The organism is Lentibacillus sp. JNUCC-1 (assembly GCF_009741735.1).
In the GTDB taxonomy this organism is placed as follows: domain Bacteria; phylum Bacillota; class Bacilli; order Bacillales; family Amphibacillaceae; genus Lentibacillus_B.
The window spans coordinates 1,524,250-1,541,751 of the sequence record NZ_WHOH01000001.1; the positions used below are offsets into that span (position 1 = coordinate 1,524,250).

20 protein-coding genes and 1 pseudogene are annotated in these 17,502 nt (G+C 44.1%); 16 read left to right on the forward strand and 5 right to left on the reverse strand.

Features of this window, described 5'->3' with window-relative positions; translation table 11 throughout:
* Window positions 1-19 precede the first annotated feature (19 nt).
* From JNUCC1_RS06895 to JNUCC1_RS19205, 4 genes are read left to right on the forward strand one after another with little or no spacing between them, the layout of a single operon-like run.
* Window positions 20-1,027, forward strand: coding sequence for a branched-chain amino acid ABC transporter permease (locus tag JNUCC1_RS06895; RefSeq protein ID WP_156644700.1), 1,008 nt, complete (start codon window positions 20-22; stop codon window positions 1,025-1,027).
* Window positions 1,028-1,066: 39 nt separating this feature from the next.
* Window positions 1,067-2,083, forward strand: a complete 1,017-nt coding sequence (locus JNUCC1_RS06900) for a 3-oxoacyl-ACP synthase (RefSeq protein ID WP_156644701.1) — start codon at window positions 1,067-1,069, stop codon at window positions 2,081-2,083.
* 21 nt (window positions 2,084-2,104) lie between these two features.
* Window positions 2,105-2,629 carry an alpha/beta fold hydrolase gene (locus tag JNUCC1_RS19200; protein WP_331713646.1) on the forward strand — a complete coding sequence of 175 codons (525 nt, stop codon included), beginning with the start codon at window positions 2,105-2,107 and terminating at the stop codon, window positions 2,627-2,629.
* On the forward strand, window positions 2,587-2,997 hold the full coding sequence (locus tag JNUCC1_RS19205; protein WP_331713647.1) for an alpha/beta fold hydrolase: 411 nt from the start codon (window positions 2,587-2,589) through the stop codon (window positions 2,995-2,997). Before JNUCC1_RS19200 ends, JNUCC1_RS19205 begins: the two co-directional genes overlap by 43 nt.
* Here JNUCC1_RS19205 and JNUCC1_RS18215 read toward each other — a convergent pair.
* The gene (locus JNUCC1_RS18215) at window positions 2,963-3,163 is read right to left on the reverse strand and encodes a hypothetical protein (protein ID WP_197431659.1); all 201 of its coding nucleotides are present in this window, start codon (window positions 3,161-3,163) and stop codon (window positions 2,963-2,965) included. The genes JNUCC1_RS19205 and JNUCC1_RS18215 overlap by 35 nt on opposite strands.
* 50 nt (window positions 3,164-3,213) lie before the next feature.
* Here JNUCC1_RS18215 and fabG point away from each other — a divergent pair, with 50 nt between their 5' ends.
* The 3 genes from fabG (at window position 3,214) to JNUCC1_RS06920 (ending at window position 5,848) form a co-directional block, all read left to right on the forward strand.
* Window positions 3,214-3,960, forward strand: a complete 747-nt coding sequence (fabG, locus tag JNUCC1_RS06910) for a 3-oxoacyl-ACP reductase FabG (protein WP_156644702.1) — start codon at window positions 3,214-3,216, stop codon at window positions 3,958-3,960.
* Window positions 3,961-4,027: 67 nt separating this feature from the next.
* Window positions 4,028-5,533 (forward strand): class I adenylate-forming enzyme family protein, encoded by a 1,506-nt coding sequence (locus JNUCC1_RS06915; RefSeq protein WP_156644703.1) that lies wholly within the window; start codon window positions 4,028-4,030, stop codon window positions 5,531-5,533.
* 75 nt (window positions 5,534-5,608) lie between these two features.
* Complete coding sequence (locus JNUCC1_RS06920; RefSeq protein WP_269448138.1) at window positions 5,609-5,848, forward strand: stage VI sporulation protein F; 240 nt, start codon at window positions 5,609-5,611, stop codon at window positions 5,846-5,848.
* A gap of 661 nt (window positions 5,849-6,509) precedes the next feature.
* On the opposite strand, the gene JNUCC1_RS06925 is transcribed toward JNUCC1_RS06920, so the two are convergent.
* Entirely contained in the window at window positions 6,510-6,623 is a 114-nt protein-coding gene (locus JNUCC1_RS06925; RefSeq protein WP_156644705.1) for a YjcZ family sporulation protein, read from the reverse strand.
* A 337-nt stretch (window positions 6,624-6,960) separates the two neighbouring features.
* Between JNUCC1_RS06925 and mqo the strand changes: the two genes are divergently transcribed.
* The 3 genes from mqo (at window position 6,961) to JNUCC1_RS06940 (ending at window position 10,967) form a co-directional block, all read left to right on the forward strand.
* Window positions 6,961-8,460 carry a malate dehydrogenase (quinone) gene (gene mqo / locus JNUCC1_RS06930; protein ID WP_156645438.1) on the forward strand — a complete coding sequence of 500 codons (1,500 nt, stop codon included), beginning with the start codon at window positions 6,961-6,963 and terminating at the stop codon, window positions 8,458-8,460.
* Window positions 8,461-9,003: 543 nt separating this feature from the next.
* Window positions 9,004-9,468, forward strand: coding sequence for a small multi-drug export protein (locus JNUCC1_RS06935; protein ID WP_156644706.1), 465 nt, complete (start codon window positions 9,004-9,006; stop codon window positions 9,466-9,468).
* 65 nt (window positions 9,469-9,533) lie between these two features.
* Window positions 9,534-10,967, forward strand: coding sequence for an NmrA family NAD(P)-binding protein (locus JNUCC1_RS06940; protein ID WP_156644707.1), 1,434 nt, complete (start codon window positions 9,534-9,536; stop codon window positions 10,965-10,967).
* A 100-nt stretch (window positions 10,968-11,067) separates the two neighbouring features.
* Here the strand turns inward: JNUCC1_RS06940 and JNUCC1_RS19210 are convergent, their stop codons facing one another.
* Window positions 11,068-11,256: a hypothetical protein gene (locus tag JNUCC1_RS19210; RefSeq protein ID WP_331713648.1), complete on the reverse strand. Its 189-nt coding sequence runs from the start codon at window positions 11,254-11,256 to the stop codon at window positions 11,068-11,070.
* A gap of 159 nt (window positions 11,257-11,415) precedes the next feature.
* On the reverse strand, window positions 11,416-12,063 hold the full coding sequence (locus JNUCC1_RS06945; protein ID WP_331713649.1) for a hypothetical protein: 648 nt from the start codon (window positions 12,061-12,063) through the stop codon (window positions 11,416-11,418).
* Window positions 12,064-12,227: 164 nt separating this feature from the next.
* Here JNUCC1_RS06945 and JNUCC1_RS06950 point away from each other — a divergent pair, with 164 nt between their 5' ends.
* Both JNUCC1_RS06950 and JNUCC1_RS06955 read left to right on the forward strand, forming a co-directional pair.
* Window positions 12,228-12,551 carry a 4a-hydroxytetrahydrobiopterin dehydratase gene (locus JNUCC1_RS06950; protein WP_231784083.1) on the forward strand — a complete coding sequence of 108 codons (324 nt, stop codon included), beginning with the start codon at window positions 12,228-12,230 and terminating at the stop codon, window positions 12,549-12,551.
* A gap of 175 nt (window positions 12,552-12,726) precedes the next feature.
* Window positions 12,727-13,164, forward strand: a complete 438-nt coding sequence (locus JNUCC1_RS06955; RefSeq protein ID WP_231784163.1) for a cupin domain-containing protein — start codon at window positions 12,727-12,729, stop codon at window positions 13,162-13,164.
* Window positions 13,165-13,320: 156 nt separating this feature from the next.
* Here the strand turns inward: JNUCC1_RS06955 and JNUCC1_RS06960 are convergent, their stop codons facing one another.
* On the reverse strand, window positions 13,321-13,461 hold the full coding sequence (locus JNUCC1_RS06960) for a hypothetical protein (RefSeq protein WP_156644709.1): 141 nt from the start codon (window positions 13,459-13,461) through the stop codon (window positions 13,321-13,323).
* A gap of 383 nt (window positions 13,462-13,844) precedes the next feature.
* Between JNUCC1_RS06960 and JNUCC1_RS06965 the strand changes: the two genes are divergently transcribed.
* From JNUCC1_RS06965 to JNUCC1_RS06980, 4 genes and pseudogenes are all read left to right on the forward strand, one after another.
* Window positions 13,845-14,381, forward strand: a complete 537-nt coding sequence (locus JNUCC1_RS06965) for a Xaa-Pro aminopeptidase (protein WP_156644710.1) — start codon at window positions 13,845-13,847, stop codon at window positions 14,379-14,381.
* A 208-nt stretch (window positions 14,382-14,589) separates the two neighbouring features.
* The gene (locus JNUCC1_RS06970) at window positions 14,590-15,183 is read left to right on the forward strand and encodes a hypothetical protein (protein WP_156644711.1); all 594 of its coding nucleotides are present in this window, start codon (window positions 14,590-14,592) and stop codon (window positions 15,181-15,183) included.
* Between the two features lie 48 nt (window positions 15,184-15,231).
* Window positions 15,232-15,474 (forward strand): hypothetical protein, encoded by a 243-nt coding sequence (locus tag JNUCC1_RS06975; RefSeq protein WP_156644712.1) that lies wholly within the window; start codon window positions 15,232-15,234, stop codon window positions 15,472-15,474.
* A gap of 518 nt (window positions 15,475-15,992) precedes the next feature.
* Window positions 15,993-17,353, forward strand: a pseudogene (locus JNUCC1_RS06980) (IS4 family transposase).
* Window positions 17,354-17,502 lie beyond the last annotated feature (149 nt).

Genomic DNA, 17,502 nt, shown 5'->3' on the forward strand with positions numbered 1-17,502 from the left:
GGGAAAGGAATGATGATTAATGAACATACGCAATGTGGATAAAAGCACCTGGATCTATTTGTTGATCGCCGGCTTACTATGTGTGGTGCCCTTTTTCGTGACTGGCCGGAGCATGCAGTTTCTGCTGATTCAGATTTTCGTATTTGCCATTTTCGCCATGAGCTATGATCTGCTGCTCGGTTACACAGGCATTATTTCGTTTGGACATGTGATGTTTTTTGGAATCGGAGCCTATTCAACGGCGATTGTGCTGGACCGGTTTGAGGCAACCCTCGGCGCAGTGTTGTTGTCAGTTGTCATTGCGCTCGTGATTGCCGGCGTGGTGAGTTTGATTGTCGGGGTGCTCACACTGCGCCTGAAAAGTCACTTTTATGCCATGCTCACCCTTGCGCTGGCTGGATTATTTTTAGTTGCTGCAGAAAAATGGACACCTCTGACAGGGGGAAACGATGGTTTCACATTTCGTCTGCCGCCCTTTTTGCGGGATTCGCTGACAATGTACTTTATCAGTCTGGCTGCATTGGTGCTCTTATTCTTCGGGCTCAGACGGCTGACGTACTCCCCGTTTGGACGGGTGCTCATGGCGATCCGGGAAAATGAAAAACGAACCGCGTCACTCGGTTTTAACGTGGTGTATTACAAAGTCATGGCAAGCGTCGTCTCAGGACTTGTTGCAAGCATCGCTGGTGTGCTGTATATTCTGTCACTCAGATTTGTGGACACAAGTGTGTTTGCCACTGAAGTAACGATTGATGTGCTGCTCATGACGATTATCGGTGGTGTCGGCACACTGATTGGGCCGATCATTGGGGCAGGACTTGTGGAATTTGCCCATCACTGGCTGTCAGGCTTGTCCGATGTACACTGGATTTTCGAGCGGTGGATTATTTTATACGGTACGATTTATATCCTTGTCGTCATCTTCTTCCCGCTTGGCATTGTCGGGACGATTCGCGCTAAATTTTTCAATCGACCAGTCAAAGGCATCACACAAAAACAAACCGAAGAGAAACCAGAAAGTGCGTGATAGCGTGACAGCAATCATTAAAGAAAGGCGGCACATGCAATGGACACCATTGGAATAGTAAGTACGGGGATATACCTGCCTGAAAAACGGATGACGTCTGCAGAATTGTCCCAGGCGACGGGTATTCCCCAGGACATTGTCGAACAAAAAATGGGCATCATGGAAAAACCGCTTCCCGGGGAAGGCGACCACACAGTAGAGATGGGCGTGCGGGCAACTCGGACGGCCCTGGCAAAAGGGGGAGTGGATCCAGCCGACATTGATCTTGTCATTTATATCGGGGAAGAACATAAGGAATATCCGTTATGGACAGCAGGCATTAAATTGCAGTATGACATTGGCGCCGTTAATGCCTGGGCATTTGATACCGCCCTCCGCTGCGGCACAACGATTATGGCGCTTAAACTGGCCAAAGATATGATGACCGCAGATCCCGATATTAAGACCGTGCTGCTTGCCGGCGGATACCGGAATGTGGATTTCATCCATTACGACAACCCGCGAACCCGGTTTATGTATAACCTTGGAGCCGGGGGTGGTGCGATCATTGTTCAGAAAAATCATGGAAAAAACATTCTGTTAGGCACCCATATGATGACAGACGGGTCTTTTTCCGAAGATGTTGTCGTGACCACCGGGGGAACAAAAAACCCTGTTACGGCAGAAACTCTGGCCGCGGGGCAGTATCAGCTTGATGTTCTCGATCCTGAGGGCATGAAACAGCGTCTTGCGGATAAATCGATGGCCAACTTCATCTTTGCCATTGAAAAAGCCTTGGAAAAAAGCGGTTATACCGCGGCAGACATTGCCTATGTCGCAATGCTGCATATGAAACGATCTGCCCATCATTATGTGCTCGACACGCTGGGGGTACCGCATCACAAATCTATTTATCTGGAAGACTACGGACATATCGGCCAAATTGACCAGATTTTATCATTGGAGTTGGCAGAAGCAGAAGGAAAGCTGCATGATGGAGATATTGTTGTGCTCGTTTCAGCAGGCATTGGCTATGCATGGGGTGCAAATGTGATCAGATGGGGAGAAACTGACTGATTTTTACAGGAGGGAATCATCATGGGAAATGTAAAGCTGAAAAAGGTAGAATTGTCGAATGGCGAAACACTTGCTTACCGCGAACGTGATGGTGGAGACGACGTGGTCTTGCTGATCCATGGCAATATGACGTCTTCTGTGCACTGGGATGTTGTGTTCGAACACATGCCTGAGAATTACAAGCTATACGCTGTGGATCTGCGGGGATTTGGCGAATCCAGCTATCATAAGCAAATTACGTCGATCAAAGATTTCTCAGATGACGTGAAGCAGTTTGTCGATGTCGTTGGTTTAAAGCAGTTCGCACTTGTTGGCTGGTCCCTTGGCGGAGCGGTGAGTCAGCAGTTCTGTGCAGATTATCCGGGGTATTGTGACCGGCTGTTCTTGCTGGCCTCGGCGTCCTCACGGGTTATGCGTATTACCGGACAGGCGCAGATGGCATGCCAGATGTGCATGATCGTGTGGCAACACTGGATGAGATGTTTCACGATGACAAGCGGAATATGGTCCAGGAAGCGTACGATACCCACAATTATGCGTTTCTAAGACAGCTGTGGGATATGTTGATTTACACTGGTCAGAAGCCTGACGAGGAGCGCTATCAAAAGTATCTGGAAGACATGACCACCCAGCGGAACCTGGCAGAATGCTACCATGCGCTGAACGTGTTTAATATAAGCAGTCATCCTAACGGGCTTGTACCCGGTGAGGATAAGGTGCGGCAGATCGACATCCCCGTCATGATTACCCGGGGCGATCAAGATCTGGTCGTGACTAAAGACATGACCGACGAACTGCGCGAAGACTACGGCGATCGCGCTACGTATCACGAATTTACCGGCAGCGGCCATTCTCCGCTGATCGATGATCGGGAAGAGCTCATTCACGTCCTGGACGAATTTCTAAAACAGTAACAGGCTGTTGCTTTGATAGACTGACACATTCGTTGGATAGAAAGTGTTGTTGCTGTGATAGAATGCCTTCTTGCTCTGATAGAACGACATTCTCGTTGGATAGGATGCATTCTTCCTCCGATAGCATGACTGGCTTATCCGATAGAGCGGATTTCTCAATGAGCAAAAGTAAATTTTCATAAAAAGATCGATAGCAGAAAGAAAGGAAGCGTGTTTATGGTGAAAAGACTGGAAAACAAAGTAGCGATTATAACGGGTGCAGCAAACGGGATCGGTCTGCAGGCGGCAGAAACGTTTGCCCTGGAAGGCGCCAAAGTTGTCATCGCCGATTACGACGTCAAAAGTGGTGAGGCGAGTGCCGAGAAACTCAACGCCAAAGGCTTAACCTGCATGTTCGTCCAAGTCGATGTTGCAGATCGAAACAGTGTGGACCAAATGGTTGAACACACAACATCCACATATGGCCAAGTCGATATTCTCGTCAACAACGCAGGCATTACCCGTGACGCCATGTTCCGCAAAATGACCCCAGAACAATTTCAACAGGTGCTGGAGGTCAATTTAACAGGTGTGTTCAACTGCACCCAGGCTGTTCTGCCAGCCATGCTAGACCAAGGAAAAGGCAAAATCATCAGCACATCCTCTGTCTCAGGTGTATATGGTAACGTCGGCCAGACCAATTACGCCGCCACCAAAGCGGGGATCGTTGGCATGACGAAAACCTGGGCCAAAGAACTCGGACATAAAGGGATCAACGTCAACGCGGTTGTCCCAGGTTTCACCGCCACAAATATGGTAGAAACCGTCCCTCAGAAAGTGATCGATCAGATCGTGTCACAGGTGCCGATGCAGCGTCTCGGGGATCCGCAAGATATCGCAAACGCCTATCTTTTCCTGGCATCGGAAGAATCGAATTACATTAACGGTCACGCTCTTCATGTCGATGGCGGCATTATGATGTAACTCAGCTGTGACCGTGGCATTTTACAATTGGTTTCATACATCACGTTGGCGTTAAAGGAGTGCTCTTATGCAGGCAAATATAAATTGGTTTGAAAGCCGGGTGGCACTGACCCCAAACGATACAGCTGTTATAGATTCTCAAACAAAAGAAGAATGGACTTACACCGATCTGAATGCACGTGCTGAGAAACTGAGCGCTCATTTGACAAACAAAGGTGTGCAAAAAGGCGATCGAGTTGCGCTTCTGGCACCGAACCACATCAGTTATTTTGATTTCGCCCTGGCAGCCATGAAGCTCGGTTGTATTTTCGTCCCGGTGAACAATCGATTGGCCAAGGACGAGCTGCTCTACATTCTCAACGACTGTGATCCGAAAGTGATTGCAGTAGAGACAACGCTCGAGCATATGGTACAGCTGGATACGTTAAAAACCCGGCTGATGATTTTAGACGGCAATGGATATGTCGACCATGTTTCAGACAGCGACATCCTTAGCCCGGTAACGATTACAGAGGAAGACCCTCTCGCCATGATCTACACAGGCGGCACAACAGGCAGGCCTAAGGGTGTCGTCCTCTCACACAGATCCATTTTGTGGAATGCGCTCAATACCATCATCACATGGGATCTCAGCCGGAATGACACAACCTTGACGACCCTCCCCATGTTCCATACCGGAGGACTCAATGTATTTTCGCTGCCCCTGCTATTGATTGGCGGAAAAGTTGTCATTGCACCAGACTTTCACCCGGAAAAAGCCGTCCGAGATCTCATCGCATACCAGTGTACCACCGCGTTATTTGTACCGACCATGTACCATATGATGGTGCAGACAGACATGTTCCAGCAAGCGGAATTTCCTGATTTAAAAGTACTCGTTTCCGGCGGCGCACCTTGTCCGCAAAAAATTTACGATGCTTTCCGTGAAAAAGGCATTGCATTCAAAGAGGGCTACGGTCTGACAGAAGCCGGTCCAAACAACTTTTACATCGACCCGCGCGACACGGACGCCAAGCCTGGATCAGTCGGCAAACCCATGCTGTTCAACGACATCCGGATTGTTACCGAAACAGGTTATGAAGCACAGCCTGAAGAAATCGGCGAGCTGTTGATTCGCGGACATCATTCATTTGAATATTACTGGAACAACCCTGAGGAAACAGACGCGACACTCGTGGACGGCTGGGTGCATACAGGAGATCTGGCGCGGCAGGATGCAGATGGCTATGTGTATATCGTCGGAAGAAAAAAGGATATGATCATTACCGGTGGGGAAAACGTTTATCCGCTCGAAATCGAACACTGGTTAGAAGCACATGATGCTGTGGATGAAGCAGCTGTCGTTGGTGTTCCAGATGAGAAATGGGGCGAGAAAGTTGTAGGGTTTGTTGTGCTTAAAGCAGCACTTGAGACAGACGAACTCGCCGCGTACTGCAAGGCAAAACTCACCTCCTATAAAGTACCGAAAGATTTTTGTCTCCTTGATACCCTGCCCAAAACCCACGTTGGAAAAATTGACAAAAAAGCATTACGGAACGGTTATCAAGGTCGTATGACTTCTCTAAAACAGTGACACGAGCTCATACATTTATCCGCCTCCTTTCATAAAATGTGTTGTAACACAGTTTTGGAAGGAGGAATGTGCGTCATGGATAACCTTGAGAAAAAAACAGGTGTGAAAATGAATGATGCGATGAAGCTTGCAAAATCCCTGCAGAACGCAGATTTTAAAGATGAAAAAACGGTTAGAAGGGTGATCAGACAAGTATCAGCACTTGCAAGAAAACCAGTGTCCAGAGAAAAAGAAGAAATGATGGTAAATGCCATACTAAACAATAAAGTCCCAAAAGACCTTTCTTCTATAGAAAAGATGATGGGTAAGAAATAGAGACACAAAAAACTTCTGTACCCCTTGAGGTACAGAAGTTTTTTTAGACTACTTTCACATAGATTTTGCTCCAGTATCCGTAAGCTGCGAACTAACTTGTAACTGCCTCTCGCAACCGCTCGGGGGAAACACTGCGCTTTCCGCGGGCGCTGCTGAGCCTCGGGCCCACAGGATGTGGGTCATGAAGGCGTTGCGACAGGACGTCGCGGTTTTAGCCTTCCTTCCCAAAATGCGCGCTCCGGGGTCTCATCGAGGCTTTGCATCCCGCAGGAGTCTCCGTGTTTCCCCCGAGCTAGTTGAGTGGCGCTCCCCTTCCTACTGGCTTTCTCAAGCAGAACCGTCCAAGCCTCTGAATTACATAAAGTGTTTGGAGCGGAGGGAAGTCGACTCCTGCGGGAACAGCACGAGTCTGAAGACCCCGGAGAGGACATTAAGGAGGGTCGACTAAAACCGCCCTTTGCGGGCAACGTCGACATACCCCTTGCCGGGGCAAGGAGGCTGAGGCCGTGCCCCTGGAAAGCGAGTATATTCCAGCGGCGCTAGCCAGAAAGCCCTATAAAAAGCGTTTAGGCTAGAGTTTTCATTGATTCGCAGTTTGTGTCCTCAATCTATTAAGGTTTTTAACTGCAGAGGCAGCAATCTTTTGGTGTAGAGTTTTCATTTAATACCCGTAGCCGCCATAAGATGCGCCGATGATGATCAGCAAAATAAACAGTACAACGACTAGGGCAAATCCGCCGCCGAAGCCGCATCCTTTTTCTGCTTCATATCCCATGTTCTTACCCCCTTTAAAATAAATCGCTACACATTAAACTATGTCAAAGAACCGAATTTGGAACTGGACAAATGCACCAATATATTCCATGAAAGTCAATGACGAAGGATAGGATGACAATTTTTCCCGTTTGCATAAAGGCTTTTTTATTCGTTTTTCCCTTTATTCTCTAGAAAAAATGATATAATGGGTAGTGATTATACATTTATCCATGCAACTGCAAAAGGAAACGCTGCCATATGAGGTTAATTAAATAAATGATTCATAGTAAATGATGCCTGCCTAAGAAGGAGTCAGGCATGTATGCAAGCAGATAAAGGGGAAGGTGAGTGCAATGATGAACAATTCACAAGAGAAAAAGGATATTGTCATGATCGGCGCGGGGATTATGAGCGCCACAATGGCTTCAATTATGCAGGAACTGGTGCCGGAATGGAATATCACAGTCTATGAAAAACTTGAACAGCCCGGGGTAGAGAGTTCCAACGAATGGAATAATGCCGGAACCGGCCACTCTGCTCTGTGTGAGTTGAATTACACGACAGAACGGGAAGACGGTTCGATTGATACGAGCAAGGCAACCAAGGTTAACGAACAGTTTCAGATCTCCCGGCAGTTTTGGTCCTATCTCGTTAACAAAGGCCAGATCCCTGATCCATCAAAATTTATCCAGCCGCTACCGCACATCAGTCTAGTTCATGGTGAAGCCAACGTACAGTTTTTAAAAAAGCGTCATGAAGCATTGTCCCAGAATCCGTTGTTTTCTGGAATGGAATTCACGGACGATCCAGAAGTCCTCGAGAAATGGATCCCGCTCATTATGGAAGGCAGAGACATTGAGGAGCCCATTGCAGCAACGAAAATTGATTCAGGAACTGATGTGAACTTTGGTGAGTTGACTCGGATATTATTTAACCATTTAGAGGAAAAGGATGTCCGTGTTCAGTACAATCACCAAGTTGATGATATTAAACGAAATGATGATCACACGTGGGAAGTAAAAGTATACGACCATAAAGACGGGCGCATTGTTTACCATAATGCTGATTTCGTATTTATTGGTGCCGGCGGTTGGAGCCTTCCGCTGCTCCAGAAAACAGGCATCCCCGAATCGAAACATATCGGTGGTTTCCCTGTAAGCGGCTTGTTTATGGTCTGCAACAACCCGGACGTGATTGCCAAGCATGACACGAAAGTATACGGAAAAGCAGAAGTGGGTGCGCCGCCGATGTCTATGCCACACCTGGACAGACGGCATATCGAGGGCCGGGATACATTGCTATTTGGCCCATTCGCAGGGTTCTCCCCCAAGTTTTTGAAAACAGGTTCAAACTTTGATCTCATCGGGTCAGTGAAGCCAAATAATATGATTACGATGATGTCAGCAGGTGTAAAAGAAATGAAGCTGACCAAATACCTGATCCAACAGGTGATGCTCTCCGGTGATAAACGGATGGATGAGCTGCGCAAATTTGTACCAACGGCTCAAGAAGCCGATTGGGATATTGTGACAGCCGGCCAACGCGTCCAAGTAATCAAAGATACTGAAGACGGGAAAGGCACACTTCAATTCGGAACAGAAATCATCAATTCTGAAGATGGTACCATTGCAGCACTGCTCGGTGCATCACCAGGCGCATCCACTGCTGTTCAGATCATGTTCGACATTTTGAATCGCTGCTTCCCAGAGTATATGGAAGCATGGGAACCAAATATTAAGAAGATGGTCCCTTCTTACGGTGTGTCGCTGGCTGATCATCCGGAAATGTTTCGTGAAATCCATGCAGCAACTGCTGAAACACTTGGACTTTCCGCGAAAGAATCGGTTTCCAGCTAATATAATAGATTCTCAACCCACAAGAGACGGAACACCTTCACAAGGCTGTTTCGTCTTTTTTTCGTTCAAGGGGTATCCATAAAATGGTATTAATGACAGGATATGTTTATAATATGGCGTATAGGAAATAAGTCCCGGGTGGTCGTTGTTCAACTGTATACGTTAAGAGGCTGGATAAAGGTAGCTCATCATCGACAGAAGCATTCGTGTATCCACCCTCCTAAACATATAATTGATGTTGCAACCATGGTGATGCACAGTTTGAGGAGGAGCAAGCATGATACATACACAAACCCATGAAAAAGTGACTGACGCCCACGTGGTGAAAGCGCTTGAAGAAAATTTAGCCATTGGCGAGCTTGAGGCGCAAACACACGAATTTGCTAAACTGCTTTAAACAAAATATCATTTTCCGTAATTTGCCAATCCTGTTACGTACTTGGGGTTGGCTTTTTGTTGGGCCATAAATCGACTTCGTATCGTTTCAGGAAAAATTCACGTATAATAGCAAGTAGATTTTAGTTCGGAAGGGGGCAGGTGAGCATGCTTTATAAGTACCTCCTTGTGTTTGTAGGTGCAGCGATACCATGGATTGAAGTACTAGCAGTTGTTCCGATCGGCATCCTATGGGGCCTGTCTCCGGCAATCGTAATGATCGTTGGGTTTCTGGGCAACATGGTTACACTTGTTCCAGTTGTTCTAGCGTTTGAGAGGTTGAAAGGCTGGTATGTCGCACGCCGGCAAAAACAAGGAAAGCCATCAAAAAGCAGTGTCAGAGCAGTCAAGCTGTTTCAAAAGTATGGTGTGATTGGACTGGCATTTCTCGGACCCGTTCTTCTGGGGACGCATATAGCTGCTTTTATTGGCATGGCAATGGGAGCGACCAAGCAGGGTATGCTTTTTTGGATGGCGATCAGTATTGCTCTTTGGATTCTCGTCATTGGCATTCTGACAGCCCTCGGTTTTGATTTATTTGTGAAAAAGGTGCCGTTTTTACCTGATCCATAAGAGCCGTCTGTTTTCCAAGTTTCTGCTTAGGGTACATGCAACTATCAGACAAGGGGGCCAATATTATGACAAAGGCAAAACCGGTGGTGGCCATTGCAGGAGCCAGTGGCTATATTGGCGAAAATCTTATTTCTAAGCTAAAGCATAAAGTGGACCTGATTGCTCTTTCTCGAAATGGTCACAAACGGAAAAGCACAGAATCAGTCAAATGGCGTTCATGTGATCTGTTTTCCATGGCAGATGCTGAAAAAGGTTTGCAAGGAGCTGACATTGCAATTTACCTCGTTCACTCTATGATGCCCTCCGCCAAATTGACTCAAGGGACATTTGAAGATATGGATGTCATTTTAGCTGATAATTTTGCTCAGGCGGCCAAGCGCCAGGGGATAAAAGAAATTGTTTATCTTGGCGGGATTGTTCCAAGTGACGATGCCCTGCTTTCGCGGCATCTTGAAAGCAGGCTTGAGGTCGAGCGCATTTTGCGGGCATACGGTACCCCAGTGACAGCGCTTCGTGCAGGGTTGATCGTTGGCCCCAAAGGCTCGTCATTTCCGATCCTTGCTAAGCTGGTGAAGCGCCTGCCGATGATGATCCTGCCCAAGTGGACGCGAACAAAAACTCAGCCTATAGCACTGGAAGATGTGATGACATCTCTCACGTCTGTCGTTTTGGATAAGGCAGAAGAAAATCGTTCAATCGATATTGGCGGTCCAGATGTGCTCACTTACCGAGCGATGATGGAAGAAACGGCGCAAGTTCTCGGAAAGAAGCGCCTCATGTTGAATGTCCCTTTTTTCTCTTTGACACTCTCAAGGCTATGGCTAAGATTAGTGACTCAAACGCCAAAAGAAATTGTCTACCCACTCGTAGAAAGTCTGCAACATGAAATGACGGTTCAAGATGCTCATCATGTAATGGGGATCAGCAATGGTAAAATACCATTTCGACAAGCAGCAGCTGACGCCATGAAAACAGATGGAAAGGGAAGTAAATCACGTAAAAAACGGGTCTTAACACCGATTAAGCAGGATGTCCGTTCCGTGCAGCGTGTAGCACTTCCAGAAGGTGCAAGTGCTGACTGGGTAGGGCGTTATTATGTAAAATGGCTTGAAGACCTTCTAAATCCTTGGATCAATACAGCGACAGATGCGGATTTGAATTGCAAAATAGGTCTGCTTGGCCAAACAACACTGCTGGAGATGTCATATTCCAGAGAACGCAGTACCCAGGACCGTGCCTTATATTATATTACAGGCGGTTTATTGACAGATGGAAAGAAAAATGAACGCGGCCGGATGGAATTTCGTCAAATTCCAGGTGCGGATGAAGTCATCATCGCCATTCACGATTTCACTCCGTCACTGCCATGGTTTGTTTATCATTATACACAAGCGAATGTGCATCTGATGATCATGCATCTTTACAAACGGCACATGAGAAAAATCAGTCTTAACCAGACGGTGGTGTCCATGGATGAGCTTAGTGTTGAAAGAACTTAATCTGTTACGGCGTCGACATTCTCTATTGATTTCTTTTCATAAGAAATTAGCAGTCCCGCTGGAGGAGGCTCAATTGATTCATCAATTGAGCCCGCTTTTCCTAATGGTTCAATGTTTTTATAGCTGCATGGCTCAAACCGGTGACCTTGGCAATGACTTCTAATGTAAATCCTTCTTCAAGCATCGAAGCTGCCACTTCTTTTTTTCCCATTTCCTTCCCTTTCTCCTCATAGGAAATCGGCAATTTCATAATCTTTTCCATATCCGGCGAATGCTTAACCTTTTCCATCACCATCTTCTCCTCCTTTTCACTTAATGACAGATATCTATCAAAAAAACCGTAAATTAAACGCATTCGAGCTGGATCCAGCTCCATTTTAGACACATCCAGCTCCAGTGCCTACCCCCTCGAGTCATAAGCAAGAACGCTCCGTGGCAAAGAACGCCACTACACGTTCTTGCTTATGATTTTCGGGGGTGAGCAAGGCACTTCCGCTTTAGACATCATACGTAAAAATTCAAATTTAACTTGTGTTCTCTCTTTTTCCGTATAGCCCATCTTGCTTAACAGAGCTGCAGCAGCCGGGTTATTGGACTTGATAAAATCACGCCAGTTTGTTTGCTTTAATGGAAGTGCGAGAAAGTTAAACGTCAGGACATGAAAGAAAGGGAACGTCATATGAAATTCGGTCGGTTCCTCCCGCTTATGGTCATAGCTGAACACAGCGATCGGAACAATCGGTTTACGGTATTTATTGTATAGCATACTAAAGTAATGATACATGCGTTCATGAAAGTTGGTTTGAGTATAGCTTTGTGGTTCGACATGGATGATGAGGATAACATCTTCGTCCTTCAGCTTGGTTTCCATGACAATATCAAGTCGCCTGGTGTCGCCTTCGTGCAGATCAGTGAAGACTTCTTCAGAGATCGGACTGAGGTATCGGAAATCGATGTTTTGGTGCACATCAGGAAAAAACGCTTCAAGAAACTCCTCGAAAAAAGTGTGGATCAGTTGCTTAAACAACAGGTCGTGGTGGTAGGCAGCATACGTGGTCTCGTCAGATCGTTCTCTGACACGTTCAATTACTTGCATTTTAACACATCCCTAAGGTGGAATGAAGTTATAACAAGGTGTTTATTCTAAAATGAGCATAGCACAGAACCGGAAAAGGAACAAGTGTTCTTGTCAAAATAACCATTGTTTTTAAAGTGATTTTCCAGGGTACAGTTTAAAAGCATTATAAAGGAGGGATCAGCTTGTCTGATAAGCATAAGACGGAAGATCAATATGAAATGGTTCCTTTAAGTCAGAAAAAGCTTGATGAAGCGTTGAAGCAATCACCAGAGTGGCAGAAAGTCAGTGAACAATGGATTGCGCGAGAATATAAGTTTGACAACTATCTGGACGGTGTCTATTTCGCGAAAGAAATTGGCGAATATGCAGAAGAACGGCAGCACCATCCGTCCATTAAAATTGATTATAAAAAAGTCACCATCAAAATATCCTCCTGGCGTGCAAAAGGCATTACAGAACTCGATATCGAAATGATTAAAGACTTCGACTCAATCTATGAACAATAACAACAAAGGGGCCAGGCCCCAGGACTTTAGTCCCGGGGCCTGGCCCCTTTGTGACATATACACAGTTTTTGCGCTGGGTGAATAGCATAATGAAGATTATGGATTGAAGGGATTGAGTCAAATGTACGAGGAATCTTATGAGAGTGGTTTTCAGCATGTCCAAGCACCTGTACCGATGCAAACATGTCCATATTGCGGTGGAGCAATGGATTGGGGCAGGCAACCGTACGTCGTGAATATACATTCTGCAACTGAAGCAAACCAGGCATTCCGCCGAACATTATGGACTGGGAAACATTTACAGGTGACGGTGATGTGTATTAACCCGGGGGATTCGGTTGGATTAGAAGTGCACCATGAACTTGATCAGTTTCTCCGCGTTGAAAGCGGATCAGGCCTGGTACGGATGGGGGACAGCAGAGACCAGCTGACCTTTGAGCGCCGTGTTCAGGCGGGCGATGCCATCCTGGTGCCGGCTGGAGCATGGCATGACCTCATCAATACCGGACGTGTTCCTCTTAAACTTTACTCGATTTATGCCCCGCCTGCCCATGATCCGGGAACGATTCATTGGACCAAACAGCAGGCCATGGCCGCCGAATCAGCTTATTAATATCAAAAAGCATAGCCAAGGGTAACGTCTAGCTCCAACGCCTACCCCCTCGAGTCATAAGCAAGAACGCTCCGTGGCAAGGACCGCCACTACACGTTCTTGCTTATGATTTTCGGGGGTGATCAAGGCGTTTCCGCTTTTGTTCACCTATTATTTTTATTGTGCGCCTTCAGTCCACTTTTCAACAGTGTCCTGGTTATTGCTGACCCATTCCTGGGCTGCTTCTGCAGGCTCCATGCCATTGCTGATTTTAGTCATGACTTCACCAATTTGTTCTTTTGTCCAATGGAATATCAAGGATTTTATACGCTTTAGGGGCGTCTTCCTCTAAATTTTTACGGACGATGGTGTTGATGTTATCCGTATCATTGTAATGTTTTTGTGGGATTTAGATATTTAAGGTTCTAATATCATTAAAATTAGAGTATTGTAGTAAAATACCCAATAGCCAAGGTATACGAAGATTTTAAGCATATTGGAAAGCTTAAACAGACAGATATTTAAAAGGAACCAATTCGATGATTTAATAAAGGGGGCGTGAATGCCACAAAATTTATAATTTTCCTTAAAGGTTCTTTTTTCATAAGCACGTTTTATATTACAAAGAGAAGAAACATGTTTAAATGTGGCTAAACAAGAAAATGATCTTTAAAATCCAAATTATACGAGGAGGCTTTATTATGAGAAATGCACTTACCAGTTTGTTTCTAGTAATGGTTCTTTTCTTTTACTCTTTTCAAATAAACACTTTTGTAGCAGCATCTACAGGAAACGAATTAAGAAATGCCGAGGCGTTTTCAGGTAAAAATAATTATCATTCTAATGCTAAATATAATATTAGTACTTATTACCCTAGGCACGAAGCAGCATACCTAAATGCTATTAATCAAATGAACGCTGTATCAGGTGCTAACATCAGATTAGCTAGAGGATCCACTCCAAATATTAATATGAGATCTATAAATTCATCTAATTATTCATGGTATGGTCACGCCTCATGGAACTCCAACAGTGCGCTTTTAAGATTAAATAATTACACTACTACTAGAGCTAATTATACTGCTTCCAATTATAATAAAACTGCAATGCATGAGCTTGGGCATGCTTTTTATATGAAACACCAACATTCTAGTGTTGGTTCTGTTATGAAATCTGGCAAATATCCATATAACAGTTATAGTAGTTTAGATAAATCCAATTTAGCTTATAGATACTAAATCATTAAAGGACTTGCGGTGGTATGTCAAGAGAAAAATATAAGGTATAAAGTTATCAAGGTTCAATTTATCAAAAAATGACATCACTAAACAAACCCTGTAAATATTATTGAAAATACTGAAGCTGTTTATGCTGCATGAAACGCTCCTTTCTCGTGTGAATTAGGAAATCAAGGCCTAAATATACTATACAAGGAGAGGGTATGTTGTGAAAAGTTTTTTTATGCTGTTAATTGTTAAATTAATAGTTATTGCGGGCTGTAATCAACTTGATACTTCTATTTACTTAAATCGGACCACTTCCATTAGTGAATTTCAATCCAGTGCAGATTATGAGGTTCCAGGTAATGTAAATGATTTAATTAATTTTTCAACTTATATCGTTAAAGTAAAGGCTTTACATGACCTGGGAAACGATGTAATAGATGGTCAAGTTTTTGGTTCGAAAAAGAAAGTTAGTGTAATCAAATCTTATACACAAGATATTGGCAATGATGAAATTGTTGTAATAGAACCAGGCCATGTTCAAGACGGGAAGTATATTTCTACAGAAGCTTATATCAAAATGCTTGATGGCGAAGAATATTTCCTTTTTCTTTTCGATGGAGATAATAAAAATGAGTATGGGATTGCATCATTAGGATATGGAAAGTATTCAATAAATAAGAGCGCTAAATACGGTGAAATTACAGGTTTTAATACATTTAGTGACCTTGAGCAGTTTAGTTTTCTTTCAAATGATCTTGAAGAGGTAGCTTTATATGAAGAGTTACAAGAAGAAATACTCCAGAAGTTCAAGTAGCCATTTGTTCATTAATTTACTACCTCTTAGAAAAGGCAGGTGTATTCCTTGAAAAGAGTGTTATTTTTTACTTTTTTTGTAGGTTTGTTTATACTCTCTGGATGTTCAATTGGTTTTTCTGGAAGTCAAGACGACGCAAAACAAGAAGCGGAGGGTGAAAAACAATCTTCAGTTGAATGGGCCGATATTGTCAAGTGGAACGATAAGCTTTATCATTTTGACGAGGAAATGTCGTCATCTTTCATGAAAAAGAAGTTGATCAGGAATTGGGAAAAATTAATTTTACTGTAATCAATAGTGCGGAAAAAAATAACCCGGAATATCAATTAAAAAACTATGAGGCAACGCAATTAGAAGAAGGATCAATTTTGTATTCTATTATCGGAGAAACAAGCCATAAATATATATATTCTAAGGGTAAAGTATATAAAAGAGGCGATTAATTCGCCTGAGTTTAACCCGGCTGCTAATCCATTAAACATTCATGAGAAATAATCTACTCTCATATGAACTCTTGGTAACGCTTTTGTATCTTTCTTGTAACCAGCGGATAAGGTATAAGGGAGCAAGGAATTCATTCCTTCTTATGAGCTTGAGTCATGGGAGTCTGTCCCCCTCCATGGCCGCCGAATCAGCTTATTAACTCAACTTTCGCACCAAAAAAGTCTTAATGAATTCAACGCCTATCAGGACCCGTTGGGTCTGACATATAGCGCTTGACTTTAGACTTTAACATGAAAAAACACCTCAACTTTTGGTATAGTTGATTTGATGAGAATCACATACCATAAAGAAGAGGTGCTCTCTATATGATAGCTAAAAACAACTCGAATAATCAACTGCCAAATGAAATAAAATCAACATTTAAGGAATTAAAAGTGCTCAAGCACTTGCGTAACGCTGGCATTACAAAGTCCTTTGGCTTTTCGTGTGCTTACATTTTCCAGCTAATCTTTAGTTTGATCTTTGAAAATAAAAATTGGTTTCGAACGCTGGAAGGCAAAAGAGCCGCGGATGTTCCGGCTAAGGATACTATTTACCGGTTTCTGAATCAGTCGACGTTTAACTGGCGCCGATTTTTGCTTTCACTAGTCGCTTATACCATAAGTAAGGTATCAAAGCTCACACGTCATGACCGTCCAAAAGTATTCATCTTAGATGATTCGTCTTATGATCGGAACCGAAGTAAACATGTAGAACTTCTGGCTCGCTGCTTTGATCATGCATCACAGAAAATGCGTTTTTACAAAGGGTTTCGCATGCTGACACTGGGATGGTCTGATGGTGCTACATTCCTGCCTGTTGATTTTTCGCTGTTAAGTTCGAAAAAAAGCAAGATTAATGGAATCTCTGAAAATATTGATAAACGCAGTTCTGGTTACAAGCGTCGTCAAGAAGCGTTACAAACAGCGCCGGAACAGATTCCAGGTATGATTAAACGTGCGATGAACGCTGGTATCGATGCTTCTTATGTACTGATGGATTCATGGTTTACACAACAGCCCTTGTTAAAGATCTGACAGAACAAGGTCTTGACGTGATTGGCATGGTTAAAAAATTAAAGCAGCGTTATCTGGTAGATGGCAAACGTGTTAGTCTGGATGAATTGTATCGTATGGCTGCCCTGACTGATGGAAAAAGTGGCATTTTACGCTCCATCCACACAACGCAGGCGAATGGTGTGCCGGTTAAAATCGTGTTCGTACGTAACCGAAATAAGAAAAGTGATTGGTTGGCTATTTTGAGCACAGATTGCACATTAAGTGACCGGGAAATTATTCGAATTTATGGCATGCGCTGGGATATTGAAGTTTTCTTCAAAACGACGAAGTCACTTTTGAAACTCCAGAAGGAGTTCCAGAGCCGCTCTTATGACGCTCTTATCTGCCATACAACCATTGTGTTTGCAAGGTATATTGTCTTGTCATGGCAAAATCGTTGTAGTACAGATGAACGCACATTGGGCGGTATATTTTACGAATTATGTGATGAAGTTAATGACCTCGATTGGGCTGTGGCTTTACAGCAGTTATTCGAGCTTCTTGAAGATATCTTGAAAAAGACGAATAAGAAAATACAGCAACTCATCAAAAGTCAACTACAACAATGGATTGCGGGTCTGCCGAGTTATATAAAGGTTTACCTGCCTATTTCAGTCTGCGAAAGTTGAGTTATTAATATCAAAAAGCCGTCTGGAAATGCATAACACCAGACGGCTTTTGTCTTTTACTTAGAAAACTATGGTTTATTAAAAAACATCGCCAAGGGCCACGTCTAGCTCCAACGCCTACCCCCTCGAGTCATAAGCAATAACGCTCC

Coding starts and splice junctions, on each gene's coding strand:
- JNUCC1_RS06945 (WP_331713649.1), bottom strand. CDS start 12,063: ATGCAAGTAATTGAACGTGTCAGAGAACGATCTGACGAGACCACGTAT.
- fabG (WP_156644702.1), top strand. CDS start 3,214: ATGGTGAAAAGACTGGAAAACAAAGTAGCGATTATAACGGGTGCAGCA.
- JNUCC1_RS06920 (WP_269448138.1), top strand. CDS start 5,609: ATGGATAACCTTGAGAAAAAAACAGGTGTGAAAATGAATGATGCGATG.
- JNUCC1_RS06915 (WP_156644703.1), top strand. CDS start 4,028: ATGCAGGCAAATATAAATTGGTTTGAAAGCCGGGTGGCACTGACCCCA.
- mqo (WP_156645438.1), top strand. CDS start 6,961: ATGAACAATTCACAAGAGAAAAAGGATATTGTCATGATCGGCGCGGGG.
- JNUCC1_RS19200 (WP_331713646.1), top strand. CDS start 2,105: ATGGGAAATGTAAAGCTGAAAAAGGTAGAATTGTCGAATGGCGAAACA.
- JNUCC1_RS06940 (WP_156644707.1), top strand. CDS start 9,534: ATGACAAAGGCAAAACCGGTGGTGGCCATTGCAGGAGCCAGTGGCTAT.
- JNUCC1_RS06965 (WP_156644710.1), top strand. CDS start 13,845: ATGAGAAATGCACTTACCAGTTTGTTTCTAGTAATGGTTCTTTTCTTT.
- JNUCC1_RS06895 (WP_156644700.1), top strand. CDS start 20: ATGAACATACGCAATGTGGATAAAAGCACCTGGATCTATTTGTTGATC.
- JNUCC1_RS06955 (WP_231784163.1), top strand. CDS start 12,727: ATGCAAACATGTCCATATTGCGGTGGAGCAATGGATTGGGGCAGGCAA.
- JNUCC1_RS06925 (WP_156644705.1), bottom strand. CDS start 6,623: ATGGGATATGAAGCAGAAAAAGGATGCGGCTTCGGCGGCGGATTTGCC.
- JNUCC1_RS19210 (WP_331713648.1), bottom strand. CDS start 11,256: ATGGAAAAGGTTAAGCATTCGCCGGATATGGAAAAGATTATGAAATTG.
- JNUCC1_RS19205 (WP_331713647.1), top strand. CDS start 2,587: ATGGTCCAGGAAGCGTACGATACCCACAATTATGCGTTTCTAAGACAG.
- JNUCC1_RS06935 (WP_156644706.1), top strand. CDS start 9,004: ATGCTTTATAAGTACCTCCTTGTGTTTGTAGGTGCAGCGATACCATGG.
- JNUCC1_RS06900 (WP_156644701.1), top strand. CDS start 1,067: ATGGACACCATTGGAATAGTAAGTACGGGGATATACCTGCCTGAAAAA.